At 61.4% G+C, this 25,350-nt stretch carries 17 protein-coding genes; 7 read left to right on the top strand and 10 right to left on the bottom strand.

Annotated elements, in window-relative coordinates; genetic code table 11:
• Positions 1-125 precede the first annotated feature (125 nt).
• Positions 126-737 carry a bifunctional phosphoribosyl-AMP cyclohydrolase/phosphoribosyl-ATP diphosphatase HisIE gene (gene hisIE, locus CLV84_RS18525; RefSeq protein ID WP_104421324.1) on the bottom strand — a complete coding sequence of 204 codons (612 nt, stop codon included), beginning with the start codon at positions 735-737 and terminating at the stop codon, positions 126-128.
• A 32-nt stretch (positions 738-769) separates the two neighbouring features.
• Here hisIE and CLV84_RS18520 point away from each other — a divergent pair, with 32 nt between their 5' ends.
• A complete protein-coding gene (locus tag CLV84_RS18520; RefSeq protein ID WP_146088874.1) occupies positions 770-1,249 on the top strand; it encodes a hypothetical protein in 480 nt (159 codons plus the stop codon).
• On the opposite strand, the gene hisF is transcribed toward CLV84_RS18520, so the two are convergent.
• Positions 1,246-2,031, bottom strand: a complete 786-nt coding sequence (gene hisF / locus CLV84_RS18515; protein WP_104421541.1) for an imidazole glycerol phosphate synthase subunit HisF — start codon at positions 2,029-2,031, stop codon at positions 1,246-1,248. The two genes, CLV84_RS18520 and hisF, sit on opposite strands and share 4 nt — an antisense overlap.
• Before the next feature lie 232 nt (positions 2,032-2,263).
• Here hisF and CLV84_RS18510 point away from each other — a divergent pair, with 232 nt between their 5' ends.
• The 6 genes from CLV84_RS18510 to CLV84_RS18485 all read left to right on the top strand — a co-directional run bounded on the left by CLV84_RS18510 (position 2,264) and on the right by CLV84_RS18485 (position 8,738).
• A complete protein-coding gene (locus CLV84_RS18510; protein ID WP_170067774.1) occupies positions 2,264-3,877 on the top strand; it encodes a gliding motility-associated C-terminal domain-containing protein in 1,614 nt (537 codons plus the stop codon).
• Between the two features lie 20 nt (positions 3,878-3,897).
• Positions 3,898-4,374 (top strand): T9SS type A sorting domain-containing protein, encoded by a 477-nt coding sequence (locus tag CLV84_RS18505; protein WP_104421321.1) that lies wholly within the window; start codon positions 3,898-3,900, stop codon positions 4,372-4,374.
• A 43-nt stretch (positions 4,375-4,417) separates the two neighbouring features.
• A complete protein-coding gene (locus CLV84_RS18500; protein ID WP_104421320.1) occupies positions 4,418-6,763 on the top strand; it encodes a hypothetical protein in 2,346 nt (781 codons plus the stop codon).
• 121 nt (positions 6,764-6,884) lie between these two features.
• On the top strand, positions 6,885-7,259 hold the full coding sequence (locus tag CLV84_RS18495; RefSeq protein WP_146088873.1) for a GNAT family N-acetyltransferase: 375 nt from the start codon (positions 6,885-6,887) through the stop codon (positions 7,257-7,259).
• 99 nt (positions 7,260-7,358) lie between these two features.
• A complete protein-coding gene (locus tag CLV84_RS18490) occupies positions 7,359-8,036 on the top strand; it encodes a GDSL-type esterase/lipase family protein (protein WP_104421318.1) in 678 nt (225 codons plus the stop codon).
• Between the two features lie 66 nt (positions 8,037-8,102).
• Entirely contained in the window at positions 8,103-8,738 is a 636-nt protein-coding gene (locus CLV84_RS18485) for a LysE family translocator (protein ID WP_104421317.1), read from the top strand.
• A gap of 33 nt (positions 8,739-8,771) precedes the next feature.
• Here CLV84_RS18485 and CLV84_RS18480 read toward each other — a convergent pair whose 3' ends face one another.
• The 8 genes from CLV84_RS18480 to CLV84_RS18445 form a co-directional block, all read right to left on the bottom strand.
• Complete coding sequence (locus CLV84_RS18480; RefSeq protein WP_104421316.1) at positions 8,772-9,548, bottom strand: ThuA domain-containing protein; 777 nt, start codon at positions 9,546-9,548, stop codon at positions 8,772-8,774.
• 91 nt (positions 9,549-9,639) lie between these two features.
• Entirely contained in the window at positions 9,640-11,097 is a 1,458-nt protein-coding gene (locus tag CLV84_RS18475; RefSeq protein WP_104421315.1) for a RagB/SusD family nutrient uptake outer membrane protein, read from the bottom strand.
• 20 nt (positions 11,098-11,117) lie between these two features.
• Entirely contained in the window at positions 11,118-14,099 is a 2,982-nt protein-coding gene (locus CLV84_RS18470) for a SusC/RagA family TonB-linked outer membrane protein (RefSeq protein ID WP_104421314.1), read from the bottom strand.
• Between the two features lie 10 nt (positions 14,100-14,109).
• Positions 14,110-16,302 carry a glycoside hydrolase family 3 N-terminal domain-containing protein gene (locus CLV84_RS18465; RefSeq protein ID WP_104421313.1) on the bottom strand — a complete coding sequence of 731 codons (2,193 nt, stop codon included), beginning with the start codon at positions 16,300-16,302 and terminating at the stop codon, positions 14,110-14,112.
• Between the two features lie 67 nt (positions 16,303-16,369).
• On the bottom strand, positions 16,370-17,755 hold the full coding sequence (locus CLV84_RS18460; protein WP_104421312.1) for a glucoamylase family protein: 1,386 nt from the start codon (positions 17,753-17,755) through the stop codon (positions 16,370-16,372).
• 72 nt (positions 17,756-17,827) lie between these two features.
• On the bottom strand, positions 17,828-20,533 hold the full coding sequence (locus tag CLV84_RS18455) for a T9SS type A sorting domain-containing protein (protein WP_104421311.1): 2,706 nt from the start codon (positions 20,531-20,533) through the stop codon (positions 17,828-17,830).
• 26 nt (positions 20,534-20,559) lie between these two features.
• Positions 20,560-22,434: a glucoamylase family protein gene (locus tag CLV84_RS18450; RefSeq protein ID WP_211295301.1), complete on the bottom strand. Its 1,875-nt coding sequence runs from the start codon at positions 22,432-22,434 to the stop codon at positions 20,560-20,562.
• A gap of 122 nt (positions 22,435-22,556) precedes the next feature.
• A complete protein-coding gene (locus CLV84_RS18445) occupies positions 22,557-25,295 on the bottom strand; it encodes a helix-turn-helix and ligand-binding sensor domain-containing protein (RefSeq protein WP_104421310.1) in 2,739 nt (912 codons plus the stop codon).
• Positions 25,296-25,350: the final 55 nt, after the last annotated feature.

Raw genomic sequence — 25,350 nt, 5'->3', positions numbered from 1 at the left:
CCACAGGTAGAGAATCCGTTTGCTTCGCTTCCGGGTCAATAAACGGGCCCGCGGCCGCGGGTTAGAGGGTAACGCCGCGACACCTCCGTTTGGTTGCGCCGTTTTTCCTCCTGCGCTCCGGCGCCCTATTTATGTCGTTCGCGGAGCACTTCCCGCACTTCCTCCAAGGTGTAGCCCTTCGCAGCGAGCAGCACGAGGTAGTGATACATCAGGTCGGCCGCCTCGTTGAGGAAGAGGTTTTTGTCGTTGTCCTTGGCTTCGATGACCAGTTCCACGGCTTCTTCGCCTACCTTCTGGGCTACTTTGTTGATCCCCCGCTGCAGCAGCGACGTGGTGTAGCTGTTTTCGTCGGGATTGTCGCGGCGGTCCTGAATGGTGCGCTCCAGATGGTCGAGGAATTCCCCGCGGTTCTCCTGGTCCCAGCAGGTATCGGCGCCGGTGTGGCAAACGGGGCCGGCGGGCGTAGCCTGAATGAGGAGGGAATCGCGGTCGCAGTCCGCATCGACACGCACGAGGGTGAGGACATTGCCGGACGTTTCCCCCTTCGTCCACAGCCGCTGCTTGCTCCGGCTGTAAAAGGTGACCGTTCCGGTTTCGAGGGTGTGGCGAAGCGCTTCGGCGTTCATGTAGCCCTGCATGAGCACCACGCGGGTCGTGTTATCCTGCACTATGGCGGGGATGAGGCCGTTATTTTTGGCGAAGGCGAGGTCGCTTAGGTTGTTCCTTTCTATCTTCATTATTCATCTTTACTTCCACCCGATATACCCATATGATGTACGAAAATCCGGAGACCCTCGACGACCAGTACGGCAACGGAGCCGCTTTACCGCCAGAAGGAAGCACAAACCTACGCAAAGCCGGCAAGTGGGGGCGTTTTCTCGGTATCGTATATATGGTCAGTATCGGGATCGGCATCGGTTTCATCATCCTTTTCGGCGGTACGGCGATGACCCTGGCCGGCATGGGCAGTGAGACGGGCAACCCCTTCGCTTCCTTTATGTTGCCGATGCTGCTGTTCTATGGCCTCTTCTTCGCGATCATGCTGTATCTCGCGTATTTGCTGTACAGCTTCGGGGCCAAAGCGATGTTGGCGGTCGACCAGGGAGACCAGACGGCGATGACGGCCTCCTTCGGCTCGTTAGGGCGCCTGTTTAAGATTCTGGGTATCCTGACGATTATTCAGCTGGCATTCATGGCGCTTTCGATCGTCCTATTTTTGTTCTCCGGAGCGGCGGCTCTGTTGGGCTAGCCTACCGGCCTTACCGCTACGCCTTCCCCGGCCAGATACGCCTTTAGGTCGGCGATTTCCACTTCCCCGAAGTGGAAGATGCTGGCGGCCAGTCCGGCGTCGGCCTTCCCCGTGGTGAATACCTCGGCGAAGTGTTCCTTGTTTCCGGCTCCGCCGCTGGCGATGATCGGGATACTGAGCCGGTCGCTCATTTCCGCTAGCGCTTCGTTTGCGAAGCCGGCCTTGGTGCCGTCGTGGTCCATGCTAGTGAAGAGAATCTCTCCCGCTCCCCGTTCCTGCGCTTCGGTCACCCAGTCGAATAATTTGTGCTCGGTTTTGATGCGTCCCCCGTTGAGGTGGACGTACCACTCCCCTGGCTTACCCGGGTCGTCCGCTGACCCGATGAACCGGGCATCTACGGCCACCACCACGAACTGCTTGCCAAAGGCGTAGGCGAGTTCGTCGATGAGTTGCGGCCGGCGCACGGCGGCGGAATTGATGCTGACCTTATCGGCGCCGGCGTCGAGGAGCACGTCCACGTCCTTTAATTCCCGGATGCCCCCGCCGATCGTGAAGGGAATATTCAGGTGGCGGGCGATGTCGCGCGCCAGGTCGGCCAGGGTCTTCCGGCGTTCGTGGGTGGCGGTGATGTCGAGGAACACGAGTTCGTCCGCGCCGGCCAGGCTGTATTTGGCTCCGAGTTCGACGGGGTCGCCCGCGTCGCGGAGATTGACGAAATTGACGCCCTTTACGGTACGACCATCTTTTATATCCAGACAGGGAATAATTCTCTTTGCCAGCAAGGGGGAGTAGCGTTTGAGCAGGAACAACGCCCCGCTTCCGGGAGAAGTTTCCGATGGCGCCGGGGCGCGGGAGCGAAGAACCCGAGGCGGATCGAAGGAAAATTAGACCTGAAAACATACATCTTCCCCTCCCGGTACAAGATTGTTTCCGTTTTCGCCGTTGGGGAACTTGTATCAGGCGCTTTTTATGAGCGCCGCCTCTCATACAGTAAACCTTCTCGCTCAGATCCTTATGTTTCGAGCCCTTCTACTCCCAAGTAGTCTGCTACTGAGCTGTCTGCTATCCGCTCAGGCCTTCGACCCCGTAACGGTAGTGTGTACCGACGGACCGTTCGTACTGCAGTCGCCCGTATCCGACGACGACCCCTCCACCTACGAGTGGGAGATCAGTTACGACGGCCAGCAAAGCTGGCAGTCCGCCGGGGTGTACACCTCCAGCATCACCATCGACCGGCCGCAGTCGGGCATCAGCTACCGCTTTCGCTTCGGCAGATTAGAGCCGTGCGACACCCTTCCCGACTGCCGGAGGACCACCGACGGCACGCTCCTTCAGGTCGCTATCCCCACGATAAATCAATCGGTAACTATCTGCGGGCGCGATACCCTTTTCGTAGGGGCCGAAGCGCTGACGCGTACCGGCGACTACCGGAGCGTGCTGCAGACCGCCACGGGTTGCGACAGCATCGTGCTTACCTCCCTGACGGTGCTGCCTTCCCCCGATGAATATTATTTCGTAGATCTATGCCCCGGCGAGCCATTTCGCGGCGCGACGTTCACCCGGGACACCCTGCTCACCGAGCGGTACCAAACGGCCAACGGCTGCGATAGCATCCTGAACTTTGAGATCAACGTAGCCTTCACCGGAGACGACCTAGCCATTGCCGGTGACGACTACCTCTGTCGGGGCGGGTCGGTCGACCTGACCGTCAACCAATCCATGGCGGCTTATGCCTGGTCGGACGGAAGCGATGCCGCGGGGATCTCCGTAAGCAAGGCCGGCACCTACGAGGTTACGGTCACCAACTTCCAGGGTTGTAGCAAAACCCTCTCGCACGACGTCATCCTCACCGAAGTCGATATCGTGACCGTCGATCCCGCCGCCACCGTATGCCACGGTACGGCTACGGGCAGCATCGGGGTCATCGCTTCCGGTGACGGCCCGCTGCGGTACGGCATCTCCGGAACGGACAGTCTGCAGCAAGACGGCCTTTTCGACGCCCTCACCGCGGGAGAGTACGACGTCTACGTGGAAAACGTCAACGGCTGCGTGGCCACCGCGAGCACGACCATCGAGGATGCCGAAGCCCTGCACCTCCTCGAGCCCGGCAAGCGGACGGCCCAGCTAGAACGGGGCGATAGCGTACTGCTGCCGCTGAACCCGAATTTCGCCTACGACAGCCTTTACTTTTCCGAGGCGGCCGGCCTGGGGTGCACTAGCTGTCCGAAGGTATATCTCGACCCGCCCTTCACGGAGGAATACGAAATGGAGGCCACCTCCCCCGAGGGATGTACGGTGCGGGAAAGCTTCAAAGTGATCGTATTCGAAACCGAGCGATCGTATGCCCCTTCGGCCTTCAGTCCGAATGGCGACGGCAAGAACGACGTGTGGCAGCTCGTGGCCGGCAAGCGGGTGGAATCCGTTGAGAACCTGCGGGTATACGACCGCTGGGGCCAACTGCACATGCTCCGGGAAGGCAAGCTGCCCTACTACGACGAGCAGCTCAGCTGGGACGGTACCAGTTTCGGTAAGAAGGTCGATACCGGCACCTACATCTACGTGGCTACGCTACACCTGAAACAGGGCCGGACCGAACAGATCAGCGGGGTCATCACGCTGATTCGCTAACCCCTTTAACCCCACCGCCTATGCGCCTTTTTACATTTTTATGCTGCTGCCTTATCGCCCTGCAATTGCCCGCCCAGTCCATCGAGCGGAGCGTGATCGGTAATGCCGGCACCCTACTAACCGGTCGGGTCGGTAGCTTACAGTTCACCGTGGGCGAAGTGGCCGTCGAACGAACGGACAATACCCTCTCCCTGGCCCGTGGCTTTCACCGGGCCAAGGCCGAAGTGATCAGTACCTCCTCCTGGTCGGTACCCGACATCGACCTGGCGCTTTCCGTATATCCCAACCCCACCCCCGGCGAACTTACGTTGACCGGCGCCTGGGACACGGGGGATCGGGTAACCATCACCAACATCCTGGGCCGTCGCGTACTGGACGTGGCGCTCACGCCACTGACCGCTCACCTCTCCCTACGGGAATATCCCTCCGGCACCTACTTATTAACCATCAGTCGTGCGGGCCGCCCCCTGCGCAGTCTTCGGGTAGTGCGTCAGTAGCGACGCCCGTCCCATAATCCCCACCTCTACCTAAATAACTGTTATGTACTCATTCAACAGCCCGGCGCGGGCGTGCCTCACGCTCCTGCTTTTACTCGGCGTGTCACTCGGTGTAGCGGCTCAGGCACCTTTAGGATTCAACTTCCAGGCCGTGGCCCGCGGCACCAGCGATAATATTCTCTCCGATCAAACCATTGCCGTACGGGTCAGCCTGCTCCGGGGCAGCGACTCCGGCCCCGCCGATTACAGCGAGCGGCACGAGGTACGCACCAGCAATCATGGCGTATTCGACCTCGCGGTCGGAACCGGCGAAACCGTCAGCGGCTCCTTCGCGGGCGTAGACTGGGAATCGGCCAGCTACTACCTCAAGATCGACCTCGATCCGAACGGCGGCAGCAACTACGTAAACATGGGGGCCACTCAACTGCTTTCGGTACCCTATGCTCTGTATGCCAACACGGCCGGCAACGGCGGGCAGGACCAGGGTGACGGCGTAGGCACCACCGAGGATCCGACCGACGAACTACAGGCACTGATCTACGACCCGGTGACGAATACGCTCACGCTGACGGACGGAAATTCCGTAGTGCTCAAAACCGGAACCGACGAACAGACCCTAAGCCTTTCCGGAACCACGCTGGAAATCTCCAACGGCAACACGGTAGATCTGCAACCCCTGCTATCGACCACGGGCGGCGAAGATGCCGACGCCGATCCAACCAACGAACTCCAGGATATCAGCCTCACCGGCCGCGAGCTTACCATCACCGGCGGCTCGACCGTTACCCTACCTTCCGAAGCGCCCCAGCAAATCAGCCTCTCCGGCAATACCCTTAGCCTGAGCGGCAACGGCGGCAGCGTCGAACTGCCACAGGCTAACGGCAGCGGCGTGGTGCAGCAACTGACGTTCGACCCCGCCACCCGGGCGCTGTCCATCAGTGAAGGAAACAACGTCTTCATTCCGGTCGGCAGCGACGGCGACGGCGACTCGGAAAACGAAATCCAGCAAATCAAGCTGACCGGCAACAAACTCGAACTTTCCCACGGCGGCGGAACGGTTACCCTGCCCAGCGGAGAGGGCTCCGTGGTCAACACGGACAACCAGGAACTCGACTTCGACGCCGTAAGCCGCGAACTCAGCATCGCCGGGGGCAACACCGTTTACATCCCGGCGGGTAAGGACGACGATGCCGACCCCAGCAACGAATTGCAAAAAATCCGCATCGAGGGAACGACCCTGATCCTGAGCGGCGACGGCGGCAGCGTCGAACTTCCCGGTGGCGTAGATACCGACGATCAGACCCTTTCCTTCGACCCCGTGACGCGTAACCTCTCCATCAGCGAAGGCAACGAAGTGAACATCCCCGTAGGTACCGACGGCGACGGCGACTCGGAAAACGAAATTCAAGTATTGCGTTTAAGCGGGAATAAACTCGAACTTTCCAACGGCGGCGGCTCCGTCACCCTGCCCAGCAGCGAAGGTTCCGTATCCAATACCGACAACCAGGAGCTTAGCTTTGACGCCCTGAGCCGCGAGCTCTCGATCGACGGGGGCAACACCATTTACATCCCCGCCGGGGAAGACGCCGACGCCGACCCGACGAACGAATTGCAGGATATCAGTTTCGACATCGCCACCAACAAACTCAGTATCACCGGCGGCAGTACGATCGTGCTCCCCACCGGTGGCAGCGACGCCGACCCGGATCCGACCAACGAAATTCAGGTACTGAAAATCAATGGCAACAAACTCGAACTGACCAACGGCGGCGGCTCCGTTACCCTGCCCAGCAGCGGCTCCGTAGAAAATACCGACAACCAGGAGCTCAGCTTCGACCCTATGAATCGGCAGCTCAGTATCGAGGGCGGAAACACCGTGTACATCCCCGGCGAGGAAGACCCCGATACCGACCCCACCAACGAACTTCAGGAGATTTACCTCGACGGCAACAAGATCGTTCTGACCAACGGCGGTGGCAGCATCACCCTTCCCTCCGGCAGCGGTGGTACGGACGGCGACGGCGACCCCACGAACGAGCTGCAGCAGTTCACCTTTGAAAACGGCATCCTCAAAATGAGCCAGGACGGTGGCGAGTTCGACGTGGAAGGCTTCATACGTCCCTACATCACCCTGATGGAAGAGCAGATGGCCCTCGTCAAGGGACTGACGGAAACGGCCGCCACTTACGAAAGCATCATCAACGACCAGATCGAACGGGCCGATATGTTGGAGGCTACCATCCAAACGCTGACCCAGCAGGCGATGGACTTCCAAAACCTGATCGACGAGCAAACCACCAAGGCCGCCGACATGCAAACGGCCCTCGAAACCCTGGCCGAGCAGAACGCGGCGCTGGAAGTACGGGTGATGGCGTTGGAAAACGAATAATCCAACTCCCCGACTTCTCCGCTACCGGCAAGCGCGCACCGATCCTTTCGGTGCGCGCTTGCCGTTTTTAGCTGCGTTTTTGGCCGGCGCGCTCGTTCCCATGCTTCCTATCCCGGCGATTTTGCAAGACGATTTAGTTCGCCTCCGCCCCCTACAAGCGGAAGATCGTCCGGCAGGCTTCGCGGTCGCGCGGGATCCGGAGTTGTGGCAGCAGCACCGGAGTTCCGATCGCCACCGGGAACCGGTTTTCCGCCAATTCTTCGCGGGCAACCTCGCGTCGGGCGAAGTCCTGGTCATCGAGGATCGGCCGACCGGACACGCCCGGCTGGCTCCGGTGCCCGGGCGGGCGGACGCGGTGGAAACCGGCGACAATTTCCGCAGCCATCGGGCGAAACGCCAAATCGGCGGGCTTCCCGTACCCGCGGCAGGCCCGTTGGCTACCCTGCGCAAAGACGCGCCGGACTACACCTCCTACGTCATCCTGCCCGCGCCCTGAGCGGCACGCTATTTTGGCGCCGGAGCGCAGGAACCGCACGGAATCCAAAACACTGTCTTGCCAAGCACCCGCTAACCCGGTTCGTAGTAATTTAGGCGCATGATCCGCTCGATACTTTTCCTTTGCCTACTGACCGCGGGCCTAACCGCCCAGGAGCTTCCCGATCCCACCCGTTTCGAAGAAGCCATCGAAAATTTCGAAGCCGCCGACGCGGAAGATCCCGTAGCTCCGGGGGTTATCCTCTTCGTAGGCAGTTCCTCGGTAGTAATGTGGAAAACGCTCGCCGAAGACCTGGAAGGCCACCGGGTACTTAACCGCGGGTTCGGGGGCTCCAACTTCAACGACCTCCTCCATTACGCCGACCGCGTTATCTACCCCTACCAGCCCAAGGCCGTGTTCGTGTACGAGGGGGATAACGACATCGCCGCCGGCAGCTCGCCCAAGAACGTACTCCAGGCCGCCAGGAAGCTACGGAAGATGATCGCCAAAAACCTGGGCGGGGAGGTGCCCGTCGTCTTCATCTCCCCCAAGCCGAGCGTGGCCCGCTGGGATCTGAAGGAAGCCTACGAAGCCGCCAACGACCGTTTGGCGTCGTTTGCCGAATCGAAAGATCACACCTACTTCGTCGACGTATGGACTCCGGCGCTGCTGCCCGACGGCACCGTACGCAAGGACATCTTCGTAGGCGATAACCTGCATATGAACGCCGCCGGTTACGATATCTGGGAGGCGGCCATCGGACCAATCGTGGATCAACTCGACCGCCAGGGCCGGTAATCCAACATAGTCGGAATCGGCGTAGTTATCAGGGGGCACCTTTAATTTCTGTCTAAAACCGCTTCCTTGGACTACCCGATTGCCTTTTTGCTCGGCCTGGCTGCATCGCTGGGTGCAGTTCTCCTGCCGGGTATGCTGAATATGTCGGTAGTGAACTGTAGCCTGGACGCGGACAAGTGGGCGGCGGTCCGCTACGCCGCGGGCATCAGTGTGATCATGACCGTGCAGGCCGGTATCGCAATCGTGGGGGCCAACTACCTCCGGCAAAATCCCGACATCGTGGAGCTGCTCAGCTGGTGGGCCGTTCCGGTACTCGTTTTCCTGGCGATGTTTTTCTTCTTCAAGTGGTACCGCGAAAGCCGGTCCGATAAAAGCGTGGAGGAGCAACGGGCGGAACATAAGGTGGAAAACCCCTTTTCTTCCGGTGTCAGCGTAGCCTTACTGAATTTCATCGCCATTCCCTACTACTTCGCTATTGGTAGCTGGCTGATGTCCGACGACGCCTTATCTACCGCAGTGATGGCGAAGGTGCTGTTCGTAGTCGGCACGGGGGCGGGCAGCATGGTTATTCTAAGTGGGTATGCGTTCGGTGCGATCTGGATCGACCGCCACGCCCACTACATTACCCACCATTTTCACCTGCTGGTGGGTTCCCTGTTCGTGCTGCTCGCCGGCATTCAGGCGTACCGGCTTTGGGGTTAGCCCGTTTCCCGCGCGCCGCTCGCCGTCAAAATCCTACTTCTTGGTTGGCAGGCCCTTGCCCGTTGCCGCCCAGTAGATGCCGCCGTAGAGGTGCTCGAGGAAGAAGGCGTCCTCGAAGGTTTGGTCGATGTGGCCGAGGGCCGTGTAGAAGGCACGTCCGCCGTCGAAGTCGTGGTACCAGGCGATGGGGTGCAGTTCGCCCATGCCGTCCGTTTTCTTGGCTCCCCAGTCGGCGGTAGCGTCGTAGGTAGTCTCGTCGACGGTCAGGATGTAATTCAGGTCGTCGACGGTGGCGTCCTGGAAATCGTACCATTCGTCCGTCCAGAGCATCCGCTCCGGCCAGCGCTCGAGGCCCGGGAAATTACCGTCACGCACTTGCAGCATGGCGGTCTGGTTGTGGGGATGCACGTTGAACATGTGCCCCACCAGCTGGGTGTACCAGGCCCAGTCATACTCGGTATCGGAGGCGGAATGAATACCAACCCATCCCTTGCCCGACTGAATGAACCGCTCGAACGCAGCCTGCTCCTCGTCGTTGAAAAGGTCGCCGGTGGTATTCAGCATGATGATGACGTCGTATTTCTCCAGGGAGGCGTCCGAGATGGGCAGCGCATGTTGCTGGCGATCGATCGCGAACTGGTGGCGTTCGGCCAACTTTTCCAGGGCGGGGATACCGGAAGTGATGGACCCGTGGTGCCAACCGGCGGTCTCGGTAACGAGTAGCGCGCGGAACTGCTGGGCGGACAGCAGGGCAGGAAGCAGGCAGGCACAGAGGGCCAGCAGAAAGGGGGTTGTGGATCGACGTTGCATGGGAGCAAGGTAAGCGGTTCCGGGTGAATAAAAAACGGGAGCGCGGTCCTTAAACCGTCGCTCCCGCTCCTTTTCCAGGTTTACGCCGATTTTAATTGTAACCGGGGTTCTGCTCCAGGACGCCCTCGCTGAGGTCGATCTCGACCTGGGGAATGGGGAAGAGCTCGTTCTTATTGGCGGTGAAGTTGGGCCGCAGGGGGTTCATCACCTCGAAGGAACGGTTGGTGCGCACCAGGTCGAACCAGCGGTGCTGCTCCAGGGCCAGCTCCACGCGGCGCTCGTGCCAGATGGCTTCGCGCAATTCGCCCTGGTCGGTGGTGGTCACGTCGGGCAGGACATTGGCGCCACCCCGGGCGCGTTCCCGTACCATGTTGAGGTACATCCGGGCTTCCTCCTGCCGGCCAAGCTCGTTGAGCGCCTCGGCGGCGATGAGCAGCACGTCGGCGTAGCGCAGGATGCGGATATTTCCGGGTCCGTTGCCGTTGCCGCCGGGGTGCTCGGCGACGAACGCTTTTTGATTGAAGCGTTCGCCGTCGATGTTTTCGTCACCCTCGACGATACCGGAACCGTCGGGAAGGATTTCCCCTACGTAGAGGATGGTCGCCTCCCGGCGGGGATCACCGCGCTCGAATTCGGCAATGAGGTCGTCGCTGGGACGGTTGAAGCCCCAGCCCAGGTTGGGCACCCCGCGTACGCCCTGCACCTCGTTGTACTGGCTTCCGCCGCCACCGATTTCGAAGGCCGCGGCTTGGACTTCAAAAAGGCTTTCACGGCTGTTTTCCCCGTCGAGGGTGAAAATGTTGGAATAGTTGGGAAGCAACGCGTATTCACCGCCGTTGATCACTTCCAGGGCCAGATTGGCGGCCTGGTCGTAGTCCATCCGGGTCAGCGCTACCTTCGCCAGCAGACCCGTGGCGGCCCCGCTGGTTACGCGGCCGATGTCCGTGCCACTGTAGCTCGCCGGCAGGTTGTCCATGGCGAAGGTGAGATCGGCCTCGATCCGGGCGTACACCTCATCCACCGGGGTACGGGGGATTTCGAAGTCATCCGGGAAGGGCTGCAGGATCAGGGGGACCCCTCCGAACCAGCGTACCAGGTTGAAGTAGTAATAGGCCCGCAGGAAGGAGGCTTCCGCGATGAGGCGCTGCCTTAGCCCCTCGTCCATTTCCGGTACGTCCGGAATGCGCGTGATGGCGAGGTTGGCCCGGAAAATGCCGGTGTAGTAGCCGGACCACACCGCGGCCGGGGCCACGTTACTCGGCGTGTGGGTGAACTGGTCGACCTCCTGGAGGAAGAAACCATCGGAGGTGGTACTGCCCTTGTCGGAGTCGTCGCTGACGATGTCGGTCATGCCGATGAAGCTGAATACGTGGGTTTCCCACTGCCGCAACTGATTGTAGACGGCGTTGACGGACTGCACGGCCTGTTCCTCACTCTGGAAGAAGTTTTCCAGGGTGTATTCGCCCTGGGGGGTGCGGTCGAGTACGTCGGTACAGGCCGTGGCGCCCAGTACGACGACCAGCCCGAGAATTTGATATAGCGATTTCATGTTGTGCATGATTAGGGTGCTTAAAAGGTGATGTCGATACCGGCCGTGATGGTGCGGGCGATCGGGTAAATGGTGCCGCCGTCGATGCCGTTGTCGAAAACGTTGTCGTTGTAGATCTCGGGGTTGTAGCCGCTGTACTCCTGGCTGGTGACCAGGTTGGTACCGTTGACGTATACCCGCAGCGATTGCATCCGGAGGCGGTCGGTTAGGTCGGAAGCGAAGCGGTAACCGAGCGTCACGTTCCGCAGGCGGATGTACGAGCCATCCTCTACGTAAAGCGAGGATAAGCGCTCGAAGTTTTGTCCGCCAATGGTCGCCTGCGGGATCGTGTTGCTGGTCCCCTCGCCGGTGAAGCGGTCGAGCCAGCGATCCTCGTAGTTATAGGCACCGAAGCGGGCCATCTGCTTGGCGTTGATGACCTCGCTGCCGAACTGGCCGGTGATGTCGAAGCTCAGCTCCAGTCCGGAATAGGCGAAGGAGCCGTTGATGCCGAGGATCATGTCCGGGATGGCCGAACCGAGTACGACCCGGTCGCCGGCGGCGTCGATCACGCCGTCGTCATTAACGTCGCGGAAGATGATGTCGCCGACGCCCTGGTTACCAAGCTGCGCGAATTGACCCAGCTGCTCCTCGTTCTGGAACACGCCGATGGCCTCGTAGCCGTAGAAAGAGCCGGCTGCGGAACCTACCCGGGAGTTCGTACCGAGTTGGCCGCCTACCCCTAGTGCACCACCGAAGAAGTTTTCGGTGTCTCCGTCGAGGCTGATCACCTCGTTGTGCACGAAGCTGGCGATGGCGCCGAGATTATAGCGGAACGCATCGTTACCGGCGCGCCAGCTGGCACTCAGGTCGACGCCGCGGTTCAGCACTTCGGCTACGTTGCGCACGGCAGGATTAGCGCCGATGTAATCGGGGATGGGCGCCTCGAACAGGATATCGCTCGTCAGTTTGCGGTAGAAATCGGCCTCGAAGAGAAACTGGTTGTTGAACAGGCCGAGTTCCACTCCGACGTCGGTCTGGGTAGTTTCCTCCCAACGCAGATCGGGGTTAGCGAGGCTGGTCAGGGTAGCGCCGGGCAGCAGTACGGGTTCGTTACCGAACACCGCGCCGAGCGCGCTGGCTACCCGGGGAACGTAGCGGTAGTCACCGATGCGGTCGTTACCGGTCTGCCCCCAACTGGCCCGGAGCTTCAGGCGGCTGATGGGTCCGCCGTCGTTCCAGAAGGCTTCGCGGTTGACGTTCCAGCCGAGGCCGACGGAGGGGAAAAAGCCGTACTGGTAGTTTTGCCCGAAGCGGCTCGATCCGTCCACCCGGCCGGACACCGTGAGGAGGTAGCGGCTATCGTAGGTGTAGTTCAGGCGGCCGAGGTAGCTGACCAGTCCCCAGTCGCCACCGCGGATTCCGCTGGCGTTGGTAGCGGTGGTGGGGTCGGCCGAGTCGAGATAGTAGAAACTGGGGTCATCACCGATCACCCGCTGGCGGGCTCCCTCGATAAATTCGCCAAAATTGTCCTGGTATGTAATACCCACTACGCCATCCACCTGGTGGACACCGAAGGTGTTATTGTAGTTCAGGGTATTCTCCCAGAGCCAGTTACGGCGGTACGCGTTAGTTATTCTGATGTCGCTTTCCAGGTTCTGCTGACTGGGGCCGACGCGGAATACCGGCGAGAAGTTTCGGTTCCGGTCATATACGAAGTCGAGACCGAAGTTGGTCCGGAAGCGGAAGCCGTCCAGGAAAGTCACGTCGGCGTAGGTATTCCCCACCGCCCGGTAGGTCTGGCTGCGGTCGTTCGTGTAGTTGATCGTAGCCAGGGGGTTGCCGGTGTTTCCGATCGCGGAGGCATCGGCGAAGTTGCCGGCCGAGTCGCGGGGCACCGAGATGGGGTCGGCGCGGTAGGCGGTCAGCAGCACACCTCCGGTCGGAATATTATCGGACGTATTGTAGCCCAGGTTCAGGTTGCCGGCTACGGTGAGCCAGTCCTTCACCTGGCGGGTGTTGTTGAGGCGCGCCGTGAAGCGGTCGTAGCCCGAGCCCCGGATGATGCCCTCCTGCTTGTAGTAGTTAGCACTGAGGTTAAAACTGGATTCCTCGCCACCTCCCAGAAAGGATATTTGGGCATTATAAATGGGGGCCTGCTGGAAGATCACGTCCTGCCAGTTGGTACCCTCGCCGTACTGCTCCGGGTTAGGGAAGCGCGGTTGGCGGCCCACGTTCACGTCGGCCTCGTTGACCAGGGTGGCGTACTCCGTAGCATTCAGCACGTCGATCTGCCGCACCACTTCCTGGGTGCCAGCGTAGGCGTTGATGGTGAGCTGGCCCTCGCCGTCGCCCTGCTTGGTCGTCACGATGATCACCCCGTTGGCACCGCGGGCACCGTAGATGGCCGTAGCGCTGGCGTCTTTAAGCACGGAGACGCTCTCCACGTCCTGGGGGTTAAGGAAGGAGATGTCGTTGAGGATCATGCCGTCCACCACGAAGAGGGGGTCAGCGTTGTTGAGCGTACCCACTCCGCGGATCCGGAAGATCGCGTCGGCACCCGGCGCGCCGGAACCCGGGATGATCTGCAGGCCGGAGACCTTACCCTGCAGCGACTGGCCGAGCGACTGGGTTGGAATATCCGTCAGCTGGTCCGATTCGACCACACCGACGGCGCCGGTCAGGTCGTCCTTCTGCTGGATACCGTAGCCCACGACTACGATTTCCTGCAAGACTTCGCTGGCTTCGCCAAGGACGATGTCGACGGTAGTCCGGCCGTTGATCGCCACCGCCTGGGTGGTGAAACCGATGTAGGAAAAAGAGAGGGTGTCGCCGCCTTCGGGAACCGTGAGTTCGTAGCGCCCGTCAATGTCGGTGATGGTGCCGCTGGTCGTGCCGGGCACCTGCACGCTGACGCCGATGAGCGGTTCGGTACCGTCGGTGACGATACCGTCTACCGTCACCTGGGCCGATAGCCCCAGGCTGACGAGCAGCGCGAATAGGATGGTAAATGATCGTTGCATAATAGGGTAGTTATTCTAATGTCAGGGAGATAGCGTTGGATGTGGTGGCGTCGGCGCCGACGTATATGCGGAACGCGCCGGGTTCGCTGCCGTAGGTCATGTCGCGGCGGTAGAAGGACAGGTCCTCCTCGGTCAGTTCCAGGGTCACGGTGCGGCTTTCGCCGGCGGCCAGTTCGACCCGTTCGAAGGCCTTGAGCTCGCGTACCGGGCGGGTGACGGAGCCGATCACGTCCTGTACGTACAGCTGCACCACGGTGGTGCCGGCCACCGAGCCCGTATTGGTCAATTCCACCGACACGCGGGCGGTGTCGTTGCGGGTAATGGTAGCCGATTCCAGGCTCGGGGCACCGTATTCGAAGGTGGTGTAGCCCAGGCCGTAGCCGAAGGGATACAGCGGGTCGTTGCTTTCGTCGAGGTACTTGCTGGTGTATTTGTTGTTCGGGTCCATGGGGCGCCCGGTGTTCTTCATGCTGTAGAAGATGGGGACTTGGCCGACGGAGCGCGGGAACGTCATCGGCAACCGGCCGCCGGGGTTATGATCACCGAAGAGCACGTCAGCCAGGGCATGACCGGCTTCCGTACCCGGGTACCAGGCTTCCAGAATGGCCGTGGCCGTGGAATCCACGCCGGGAATCGCTAGGGGCCGGCCGTTAAAGAGCACCACCACGACGGGCTTGCCGATGGCGGCCAGCTCGCGGATCATTGCCCCCTGGTCGCCCGGCAGGCCGATGTCGGCCCGGCTGGCGGCTTCCCCGCTCATTTCCCAGGTTTCGCCGGCGGCTACAACGATCACGTCAGCACGTCGGGCGGCGCGGATGGCTTCGGTCATGTCCGAAACGTATTGCACCTGCGCTTTGTCGCCCGCTGCTTCCCGCATACCGGTCAGGAGGGTGATGACATCGGCGGCCCGCCCGTCTCCGTGCCAGGCGCCGAGCATGTCTTCCTGGCTGTCGGCCAGTGGCCCGGTGATCAGGATGCGGCCGCCGTCTTTCGCTAGCGGCAGCACATTGTCCTCGTTCTTCAACAGCACAAAGCTTTCGCGCGCGATCCGCCGTGCGGCTTCCCGGTTGGCTTCGGTCAGGATGTTCTCGCTTTCGCGGGTCGTATCGGAGTAGCGGTAAGGATCGTCGAAAAGGCCCAGCGCGTACTTCATGCGGAGAATACGGCGCACGGCCTCATCGATCTGGGACTGGGCTACCGCGCCGCTGCGGACCTGCTCAGCGAGGTATTCGTAGAAGATGGCGCCCTGCATATCCATGTCCACCCCGGCCTCGATGGCCAGCTCCCCGGCGGCGGCCGAATCGGTGGCGATACCGTGGGGGACCATCTCGTTGATGCTGGTGTAATCGGTCACCACGAAGCCCATGAAGCCCCACTGGTCGCGCAGGATCTCCGTGAGCAGGTGTTCGTTGCCACTGGCGGGCACCCCGTCCAGCTCGTTAAAGCTGGTCATGAAGGTGGCTACCCCGGCGTCCAGGGCGGCCTTGAAGGGCGGCAGGTAGATGTCGCGCAGTACCCGCTCGGAGATGTCTACGGTATGGTAATCCCGCCCCGCCTGGGCCGCCCCGTAGGCGGCGAAATGCTTGGCGCAGGCCAGGATGGTGAGCGGATCGGTCAGGTCGTCGCCTTGGAAGCCCTTTACCCGGGCCGCGGCCATGACCTTGCCCAGGTACACGTCCTCGCCGGCGCCTTCCATGACCCGGCCCCAGCGGGGGTCGCGGGCGACGTCGACCATCGGAGCGAAGGTCCAGTGCAGGCCGGCGGCGGCGGATTCGCGGGCCGCAATGCGGGCGGATTCCTCGGCGGCCTCCGCGTTCCAGCTGGCGGCTTCGCCGAGGGGAATGGGAAAGATGGTCCGGTAGCCGTGGATCACGTCGTAGCCGAACAGCAGGGGAATACCCAGTCGGGTCTCCTCCACCGCGATGCGCTGCAGGTTGCGGTTGTATTCGGCGGTATGGGCGTTGAAGATGGCGCCCAGCCGGCCGGTCTTGATGTCATCCTGGTAGCCCTCGCGGATCGTCGGACCGGTCACGTCCCAGTCGCTGGTGAAGAGCGTCATCTGCCCCACCTTCTCCTCGAGGGTCATGATGTCCAACAGGCTGTCGATGCGCCGCTCGTGCCCGGCGTCGTACCAGTCGGGTACCTGCTGGGCGCGCAGCCCCGCGGATAGCAGGACCAGCATCAGTAATAAAGCTTTGTTCATAATTCGGTTAATTCAGCTAAGCAGGCCAGCGAGCCGGCCCAATTCAGTAATTCAAAAATTCAGCCATTCACTCCTCCATCCATCCCCCGGTGAACCCGGCCCGTTCCAGGCCACGCCGTACGTAGGGGTTTTTCTTCATCACCTCCCAGATCAGTTCCGAGCGGTGATTTTCGATCTGGATCAGGATCGGGCCCTGATCGATGCCGAGGTAGTCGACGTCGTACCAGCCGTTCTCGTTTCCTTCACCATAGGTGTAGGTCGGGTTGAAGGCGTCGCGGAAGCCATAGGGCCCGACGAGGCTGTCGTACTGGGTGGTCCACATATGCTCGAGGGCGGCGATGCTTTCCTCGGGGGCGAAAGGCACCGATCCGCCGGCGGCGGTGGGCGCGATGGTGCCGTCATCGATGATGTGGTCGGCGGAGGCACCGCGTGCCCGGTAGGAATAGAATTCCCTGGGCACCCCGTCCACAATGGTGTCCAGTCCACCTGGACCGTCACAGGCGGTCAGGCCCCACTGATTGGGTCCGTAGCCCGCGAAGTTCTCGGGGTTATCGACGCAGTAGGCCCGGTTACTGAGGGTGCCCTTGCGGCTGTTTTCGAAGTAGTCGCTGTCTTGCTCGCGCATGTAGTCGTCCTGAATGCCGCGGAAGTCCACGTACATGTGGCTGTACTGGTGGCCGAAGAGCGGCGTGAAGTTCAGGTGCTCGTAGCCCTGGAACTCCTGCCAGTCGTAACCCTCCGTCCAGCGCTCCCAGGCGTCGTCGGGCAGCGGGTGGGTCGGCGAGCCGAGGCCGAGGATGACCAGGATCATGGCCTCGTTGTAGCCGTTCCATTCGGCGGGGATGAACCCGCGGTCGGGGCGCCAGCCCATGCTCATGCGGCCTTTTTCGTTCAGGCTCCAGTCCCACTCTACGCGGCGGTAGAGCTGGTCGGCCAGTTCGCGGATACGGCGCTCGTCTTCGCCGTCGCCGTCGAAGTAGCTCATCACCGACAGCACGCCCGCCATGAGCAGGCCGGTGTCGATGGTGGAAAGCTCCACGTCGCCGTAGCGGAGGGCATCGTCGTTGTTCAGGAAGTGGTAGAACAGGCCCTTGTGGCCGGCCACACCGCTCATCTCCGGTCCCTGGGGCAGGGTCCACAGCTTTTCCAGCGTGTTCCGCGTCCGCTCGGCGGCCTCGGCCCGGGTCACGTAGCCGCGTTCGGCCCCGACGATGTAGGACGTCAGGCCGAAGCCGGTGGCCGCGATGCTGCTGAAGCGGTCGGTGGGCCAGCGGTCGGGGACCTGGTAGGTTTCCGGGTGGGCGCGCTCCCAGAAGTAGCCGAAGGTGCGGCGTTGCAGTTCGTCAAGACTGAAGTCGCGGTTTTCCGCTACCGTCCCGGCATCGGTCGTATCGGCCGGAGCGCGCTGACAGGCAGCCAGGATCAACAACAACAGTACGGGAAGTAGTCTCATATTTCTTTAGGGTAGTTAGGTGGCAAAAACCCGGAGGATGGGCTACATCCTCCGGGGGTTACGGGTCGGGGGTTAGCGCTTGACGATGAGGGAGCGGGCCACCAGGCGACCGCTGCGATCGTAGGCACCGAGCACGTAGGTGGCGGGGCGGAGATCATCTACCGACCAGTACACCTGCGCTCCGTCGCCAGCCGCTACCAGCTCCTTCACCTGCTGGCCGAGCATATTGGTCAGGGTGAAGCGGACGGCTTGGTTCGGGTTGTCAATAGTCAATTGGCTGGTCACCGGGTTCGGAAAGGCCCGGAGGGCGTCGATGCGCACGGGCGTGAAGATGCCGGTCAGGTTGGCGCAGTCGCCACCGCCGAAAGCCAGGTCGTCGAAGTAGTGGGTCTGCGCTTGAGCGGGTACGGCAGCGGCATTCATCAGGATCGAAACGCGGTCGTACATCGCACCATCGGGGAGGGCGCTGTAATCAAAAGTCAGTTCCTGCCATTCGCCGGGTGTCGTGTATTGCGCTTTAACGTCTCCACTACCCGGAGCATCGCCGCGTGGTCGTTCCAATTTCAACCAGACTTCGCCCGCAACGGACATCCAAACCTTTACCGTGCCGGTCTTGGCTCCATTGACTAACTGGACCGGCGAGGACAGGTCCGCAGCCAGCCCGGCGAAGGCCAGGCCATCGTTGGCCTCTTCGAATTGCCCTACTTCGGCGCTCGTATTGATGCCCGAGGGGTCAGGGTTTTCCACGATCAGGAAGTCGTTGCCCTCAAAGCCCCCGTTCGCGAAATAGGTCCAATCGCTCAGCGTGTAGTCTTCATCCTCGAAGGTAGAGAGACAGCTGGTCGTGTACGGCGGCCGGTTCAGCCGGATGTTGTCCACGTAGTAGGTATTCACCACGGTGCTGCCGGCACCTCCGTCAAAGAACATGACCAGGGTCTCGTAGCCGTCGCCCTCGTATTCCGACAGGTCGACGGAGTACATCACCCACGCCTCCGTCTGGGGAATGGTCCGGCGGATTTCCACGGGAGCGGCCGTACCGCCCTCCAGCTTAAAGATGATGTCACCGGCGACCGGGGCCCAGATATCGACGAGCAACTGATTGTTCAGGCTCAGGTCGATGGCACTGTCGAAGCCGATGGCCAGCGCACTGAACATACCGACCGGATCGTCGAACCGGCCGACGCGATCGCTCTCGTTTCCACTATCCTCCTCCCCGTCGGGGTTATCCACCACGCTCAGGTCGCCGGCACCGACGGTGTAGTTGGCGTTGCGCTGGCACTCGAAGTCATCGAGTATCCGCAGATCGGTCTCCACGTCCGCGCATTCATCCGTCGTTCCTGCTCCCTGAAACAAATTGTCGAAGTAGTACGTACCGGTGCCGGTAGTGCCGGAATCGAATAGCAACCGAATCGAACTGAAATCGGTGGTGCCGGCGTTCGCTGCAAAGTTGAAGCTAAGTGTTTGCCAGCTTTGCGTTGCGGTCAGGGGAACGGTTACGCTGACCGCGCCGTCCAAGGCGCTTACCAATTGCATGGTCACGCTGGTGGCTCCCTCCGGCGCCCACACATCCAGATTCATCTGGGGCTCCGTACTTAGATCAAGCGCTTCCTGCAGTTCCGCCTGTAGGAAGGCGAATTGCGCCGAGCCGCGGGTATAACTACCGACGTTCTCGCTGGTATTCGCACCGGTCATATTCGGGTTGGCGATTACCCCGTTGAAGGTACCGTTGTTGCCGCCGGCCATCCAGTTCAGCGAGGCACCGTCCTCGAAGTCCTCGATGGCCTCGGCCACGGGGGCCTCCGAGCGGGTGATGTCGTCGATGTAATAAACGTCGTCCGTACCATCCTGGCCGGCATTGAAGAAGAGCACGAAGCGGGTATAGTCCTCGCCCGCTTCGCCGCTGAAGTCGACGCAGGCTTCCACCCAGGTGTTGGTTTCCGTGATCTGGACGCCTTCCTCATACTGGCCGCCGGTTCTCTCCAGTTTGAAGAGCAGTTCACCGGCCACCGGAGCCCACACTTTAATACAGAATTGGGCATTCTCCCGCAGGTCGATCGGTTCGTCGTAGTCGATGACCAAGGCGTGGTAGGCTTCTGCCTGGTCGGTGTAGCGTCCGACGCTGTCGCTGGTATTGATGCCGTTCTTTTCGGGGTTGGCAATCACTTCCACGTCGTTGTAACCGATGCCGTAGGTCGCGTTGCGCTGGCACTCAAAATTGTCGATCACCAGCGGGTCTACGGGCGTGCCCGCGCAGGGGCCGCCTTCACGCACCGTGAAGTTGTCGATCAGGTAGGTATTGGTGGTCGTCTCGACGTTCTCGTCGAAGAAGATCAGCACCCGCGTGGCGTCAAATTGCTCGGCCGCCGCGCTGAAGTCGAAGGTGTAGGTCCGCCACACGTTGGCCGTGGCGATGTTCTGTTTCCTCTCGATGTTCTCGGCCGGCACCGCACCCTCCAGTTTCAGAATGAAGGAGGTGTTGGTGTCGGCGTACACCTGGATCGTGAAGACGTTCTGGGTAGCCAGGTCCAGTGGCTCGGCGAAGTTGCCGACGAACTGACTATAGGCATGTTCGCCGCTCTTCGTGTACGATCCCGCGCTGGCGCTGGGGTTGATCCCGGTGGTATCCTCGGGGTTTTCCACCACCCCGTTATAGGTGCCGTCCACGGCTTCCCAGGTAACCAGATCGTCATCGCCCTCGAAGTCGGAGAGGACGGTTGTTTGCGCCCGCAGGCCGAACCCGGCGGCAAGGCAGCATAAAAGAAGTAAAAGTCTTTGCATGGTAGAATCGATTTAAGCGCTAATAATTATCGGTTGAGCAGCAGGGGCACCGCGGTGGTGCCATCCGGGCTGCGGATACGGAGGAAATACAGGCCACTCGTTGCGCCGGAGCGCAGGTGCAAGGGCAGTCGCGTGCGCCCGGCCGTCAGGGCCGTGTTGGGGATCAGGTTCCGAATCGGTCTACCACTGGCGTCCAGGAGGTCCACGCTTACGGTGGTGGCACGGACGGGGTGCAGGGATAGCGTGACGCGGTCGGTCGCGGGATTCGGAAAAACCGTGGGCCGCTCCTTCATAAAAGCGGGCATTTCGGCTACGGCGGTAGTCGTGGTCGTATCCACCACGAATCCCACGGCGGTAAGGGCAGGGTCAATCTCCGGGCTCGTCATGAATACATCCCACAGCAACCCGCTGCGGTGGTTCTCGATCATGTTGATGATGGGCCCCTGGTCGATGGCCAGGTAGCTGTCAGCGTACCAGTCGCGGTCCAGGTTGAAGGCATCGTAGAAGCCGTAGGGCCCCCACATCCGGTCGCCGAGCTCCCGGTAGAAATACTTCAGCGCGTTCATGCTTTCCTCCGGGGTGTAAGGCATGCTGCCCAGGGCGGCGGTCGGCGCGATGGTACCGTTGTCCAGGGCCGAACTGTTCGGCGAGTGGGCCGCATAGCCGTCGGGGTCGTCGCTCGCCGTGATGCCCCATACGTTCGGGCCGTAGCCCTCCCGGTTGTAGGGGTTGTCCAGGGCGTGCTGGTAGTTGATGCGGGTGTGGTTGGTGTTGCGGACGAAGTAGTTCGCGTAATCGTCCGTGATGCCACGGGGGTCGAATCCCATATAGCTGTAGTGGCTGAAGAAGAGTGGGCCGCCCTTCAGTTCGCCCACCAGCAGGGGAATGCCGTAGTAGACATTGTTAGTCTCATAACTGCCGCCCGCCCAGCCGGTGTGGTAGAGGGAAGCCGGAATGCGGTACTCCTCCGTCGGGGAGGCGGCAGCCAGTAGGTATACGATGTGGGTTTCGTTGAATCCGCGGATCGGCAGGTTGATCTGAAAGCGAAAGTCCGGCGACCAGTGCCAGAGCAACACGTCCCCGCCGTTGCGGTACCAGTTCCAATCGACCCCGGCCCAGAGCTCGTTGATGTTGTCGCGCAGGCCGCTTTCCGCTTCCCCGTCGCCGGCGAAGTACTGCCGCGCGGTCAGCAGCCCCTGCATAAGAAAGGCCGTTTCCACCAGGTCGCCACCGTTATCGGGCGCGCTGAATGGGATCACTTCCCCCGTGGAGCCGTTGTACCAGTGGGCGAAGGCACCGTGGAATCGGGGAATTTCCCCGAGAAAGTCGACGATCTTGTTGGTGCGCTCCAGGGCTTGGTCGTAGGTAATGAACCCGCGCTCGGCGCCCACGATCAGGGCCATGAGGCCGAAGCCGGTGCCGCCGGTGGTCACGACGTTACCGGCGTTGCGTTCGCGGGCCATGCCGGATACCGGGTGCCCGAAGTCATAGAAGTAACGGAGGGTATATTCCTGCACCATGTCGAGCAGGGCGGAATCGCTCATGGCGTAGGTGGTCGCCGAAACCGTATCCGAGGGCTCCCCGAGGGTTCCACCGCTGCCGGTCGCCCGGAGGAAGTAGCGGCCCGTCACGCCCTGGTCGCCGACAAAGTGCACCAGCCGCGTCTCCACGTTGTTGGTCGAGCCGATCAGATTGAAGGTTTCCCCGTCGGTAGATCCGTATATCCGTACCCGATCGATGGAAGGGTCGGCGGGCTGCTCCCAGTTAATCTCCACGTGGTGGTCGTAGGCCGTAGCCGTTACGCCGGTCACCGTGCCGGCCTGGGCTCGCAAAACAGCGGTGGTGACGGTAAGGAGCAACCCCAGATAGGCGGCTCGGTAAGGAAGTAAAGCTAGTTTCATGTACGATCGACTTGGCAGCGTGTGCAGGATATAATCCACCATCACTTCACCAAAGTTCTCCCGAAACCCCTTTAAAACCTATAAATTCACCTCACCGCGACTACGCCATGTGTACGATTTGCTCAGAAATCATGCAAATACTGATTCAGGTTGTCATTACTTTCTAACCCTAGCTTCTTTCTCAGCCGGTATCGCTTGTTCTCCACCCCACGAATGGAAATGTGAAGCAGGGGCGCGATTTCCTTCGAACTCAGATCCATCCGGACGTACGCGGCCAACCGCAGGTCGCCGGAGGTCAGATCGGCGTGCTCCCCCCGCAACCGTTTCAGGAAAGCCTCGTGTACCTCGTTGAAGTGCGACTCGAAGATCGCCCAGTCTTCTTCGTTGTTGAGGTTCCGGTCGATCAGCCGCAGCAGTTTTTGGGAGCTTTTTCCGATGGTGGGGCTACCGGAAGACTTCGACAACTCCCCCTTTAGGTCCAGCAGCATCTCGTTTTTTTTGGCCAGCGTAAGGGTGGTGTTCGCCAGCTCCCGGCTCTTGCGCCTGTTCTCCGCTTCCAGTTGCTCGTTACGGGCCTCTATCCGCTGCCGTTGTAGCTGGCGCTGGCGTAGTGCTTCCAGTTTCCGCGCCTGTAGCCGCAGTCGCTTCCGGTGCTGCAGGTAGAGGGCGTAGAGCAGGCCGACCAGGAACAACGCATACGCCGTGTAGGCCAGTCCCGTGCGGTACCAGGGCGGGCGCACGAAGAAGGATGCCGTGGCCCCGGCGCCGAACCAGTCGGCCTCCACCTCGAAGCGATAAGCGCCTTCTTCCAGGTTGGTGAACTCTCTTGCCCCGAGCGTCGACCACTCGGACCAGGCGTCGCTAAAGCCCAGCAACCGGGACCGATACCGGATCGGACGATCGAGTACCGGTAGCGCATAAGCAAACCGCAAATCATTCTCCGCGTAAGGGATGCTGACCGCTGCTCCTTCCACCCGCCGCCCCGTCACCCCGGCATAATCCAGTAGCAACTCCCGTCTGTCCAGCTCCGCCGCTGCGCCCGTAGCGTCGAAAAGCGCGAAGCCGTCATCCAGGCAAAAAAGGTAGGTCGAATCGGTGGTGGCCACCAGCGCCGGAAAGCTTCGTCTTAGGGTAACCGGGTAGGCTGCCAGGGCCCGCTCCTTCCGGTAGGGTACGATGCGGTCGGGATCCACTTTGAACCATTCCCCACTGCCCTCCCGACCGGGAAGCACGTAAGTGCCCGGCGTCAGGGCGGCCCCCCGAAAAGCGGTCAGCTCGTTGAATGCTCCGTCCCTGTAGCGATAGATCCCGTCGTCGGTCTGAACCAGCAGCGTATCCCCAAAACGCACCAGCAGCGGCCGGATGAGATCCGGGCTAGTCAGGGTATCTACCCGTTCGATGGATCGGAGGTCCGCCGACAACCTGATGTCGTAAGCACCCCGGGACCCGTGCAGGGCCAGTACCCGCCGTGGCCCGGTGAACGCGAGGTACCGCAGGGGGGCGAGCAGCCCTTCCAACCGGTGCTCCGCTTCCGCTGCGCCGCTTCCCGTCGCTTTAGCAAGATCGATCAGGCTGAGTCCGGCATAGTTGGCCTGTAGCAGCCGGGTGCTGTCACCATCGACGAAAACGCTCTGCCAGCCACCGGAGCGCGGGGAGATGAGGTTTGCCCGATCTTCCTCGACGAGGAAGGTCCCGTCGTTATGACCGCACAGTAGCCCGTAGGGGGTAGCCCTCAGTTCCCATACCTGCCCGGCCGTACCGGGCACGAGGATAAACTGGCCGGGTTCCGGTCGGTAGCGGAACAAGCCCTGGTTGGTGCCGACGTAAAAGCTGCCCCCGTAGTGCGCCGCCGCGTAGGCCGAGCCGATGGGACGGACCCCGGACCGGTAAAAAAGCAGGGGCTCGCTCCGGACGATGAGGTTCAACCCCCCATCAAGCCCCGTCCATAGATTCCCGTCCCGATCCTCGAAAAGGGCTAATACCGTGTTGTTGCTCAGTCCCCGTCCGTAGCTCAGGTGATGCAGCAGTTTGCCTCCCGAGTCGAACACGTATACCCCGCTGGTAATGGTACCGACGGCGACCTCGCCCCCGCCGAGCCGAATCAGTCGATTGATCTGCTGCCCGAACAGCAGGCTATCGGCCACGGTGGACCACGATCCGTAGCCGTCGTGCCCGTACCGGAAGACGCCGCCCGCGGTAGCGACCAACAGCTCGTCAGCCGAACCCGCCAGGCCGACGATGGGTTGCCCGCCCGGGTCACTGTTCGGCAACGGGACGGCCTCCTTACCCGGCGATTGCCGGTAGATGCCCGCCCCCGTTACGGGGTAGAGTAAGGCTTCCCCGGCGGCGTGGGCGAACATGATATCGCCGGGTACCGCTACGCGGAGCGCGTCACCGACGTACCAGTACAGCCGGGAAAAGGATTGGAAGACCACCGCCCCTCCGTCGAGTAATTCGATGTTCCAGATCTCCTCCCCCTGTTCCTCCGGGGGAAGCGTCGCGCTCAGGGATACATAGGAACCTAACTGGCCTTCCCGCAGGCGGAAGTAACCGAATTCCCCGTACCCTCCCACGTAGAGGCGGTCCGCGTAGCGGGTGACGCAGCGCACCGACGGCCGGCCGGGTAACTGATGGACGCTCCAGTTGAGTCCGTCGAAGCGCAGTACGCCGCCGGAGTTGGCCACGTAGAGGACGCCCTCGGGCGATTGGGTGATGTCCCAGTTCTGGTTATCGGCGCCGTAGTCCGACTTAGCGTATTGACGTATGCGCGGCGTGAGTTGCGGACCGTCCTCCGTGTTCCACTGCTGGCCGGTGGTTACACCGGCCAGCAGTACGAACAGCAATAGGGTAAACGGACGCATCGGTGGATGGCATTAGACTTGGCGGGCAAGCTAGCAAATCCGGTACCAACGGGCG

Source organism: Neolewinella xylanilytica (genome assembly GCF_002934605.1).
Classification (GTDB): Bacteria; Bacteroidota; Bacteroidia; order Chitinophagales; family Saprospiraceae; genus Neolewinella; species Neolewinella xylanilytica.
The sequence above is the reverse complement of the archived record's forward strand: the minus strand, read 5'-3'. Positions and strand labels throughout refer to the sequence as shown.

Excerpts from the sequence above, each read along its gene's own strand:
- hisIE (WP_104421324.1), bottom strand. The coding sequence starts at position 737 with ATGAAGATAGAAAGGAACAACCTAAGCGACCTCGCCTTCGCCAAAAAT.
- CLV84_RS18520 (WP_146088874.1), top strand. The coding sequence starts at position 770 with ATGATGTACGAAAATCCGGAGACCCTCGACGACCAGTACGGCAACGGA.
- CLV84_RS18510 (WP_170067774.1), top strand. The coding sequence starts at position 2,264 with ATGTTTCGAGCCCTTCTACTCCCAAGTAGTCTGCTACTGAGCTGTCTG.
- CLV84_RS18505 (WP_104421321.1), top strand. The coding sequence starts at position 3,898 with ATGCGCCTTTTTACATTTTTATGCTGCTGCCTTATCGCCCTGCAATTG.
- CLV84_RS18500 (WP_104421320.1), top strand. The coding sequence starts at position 4,418 with ATGTACTCATTCAACAGCCCGGCGCGGGCGTGCCTCACGCTCCTGCTT.
- CLV84_RS18490 (WP_104421318.1), top strand. The coding sequence starts at position 7,359 with ATGATCCGCTCGATACTTTTCCTTTGCCTACTGACCGCGGGCCTAACC.
- CLV84_RS18480 (WP_104421316.1), bottom strand. The coding sequence starts at position 9,548 with ATGCAACGTCGATCCACAACCCCCTTTCTGCTGGCCCTCTGTGCCTGC.
- CLV84_RS18475 (WP_104421315.1), bottom strand. The coding sequence starts at position 11,097 with ATGAAATCGCTATATCAAATTCTCGGGCTGGTCGTCGTACTGGGCGCC.
- CLV84_RS18470 (WP_104421314.1), bottom strand. The coding sequence starts at position 14,099 with ATGCAACGATCATTTACCATCCTATTCGCGCTGCTCGTCAGCCTGGGG.
- CLV84_RS18465 (WP_104421313.1), bottom strand. The coding sequence starts at position 16,302 with ATGAACAAAGCTTTATTACTGATGCTGGTCCTGCTATCCGCGGGGCTG.
- CLV84_RS18460 (WP_104421312.1), bottom strand. The coding sequence starts at position 17,755 with ATGAGACTACTTCCCGTACTGTTGTTGTTGATCCTGGCTGCCTGTCAG.
- CLV84_RS18455 (WP_104421311.1), bottom strand. The coding sequence starts at position 20,533 with ATGCAAAGACTTTTACTTCTTTTATGCTGCCTTGCCGCCGGGTTCGGC.
- CLV84_RS18450 (WP_211295301.1), bottom strand. The coding sequence starts at position 22,434 with ATGAAACTAGCTTTACTTCCTTACCGAGCCGCCTATCTGGGGTTGCTC.
- CLV84_RS18445 (WP_104421310.1), bottom strand. The coding sequence starts at position 25,295 with ATGCGTCCGTTTACCCTATTGCTGTTCGTACTGCTGGCCGGTGTAACC.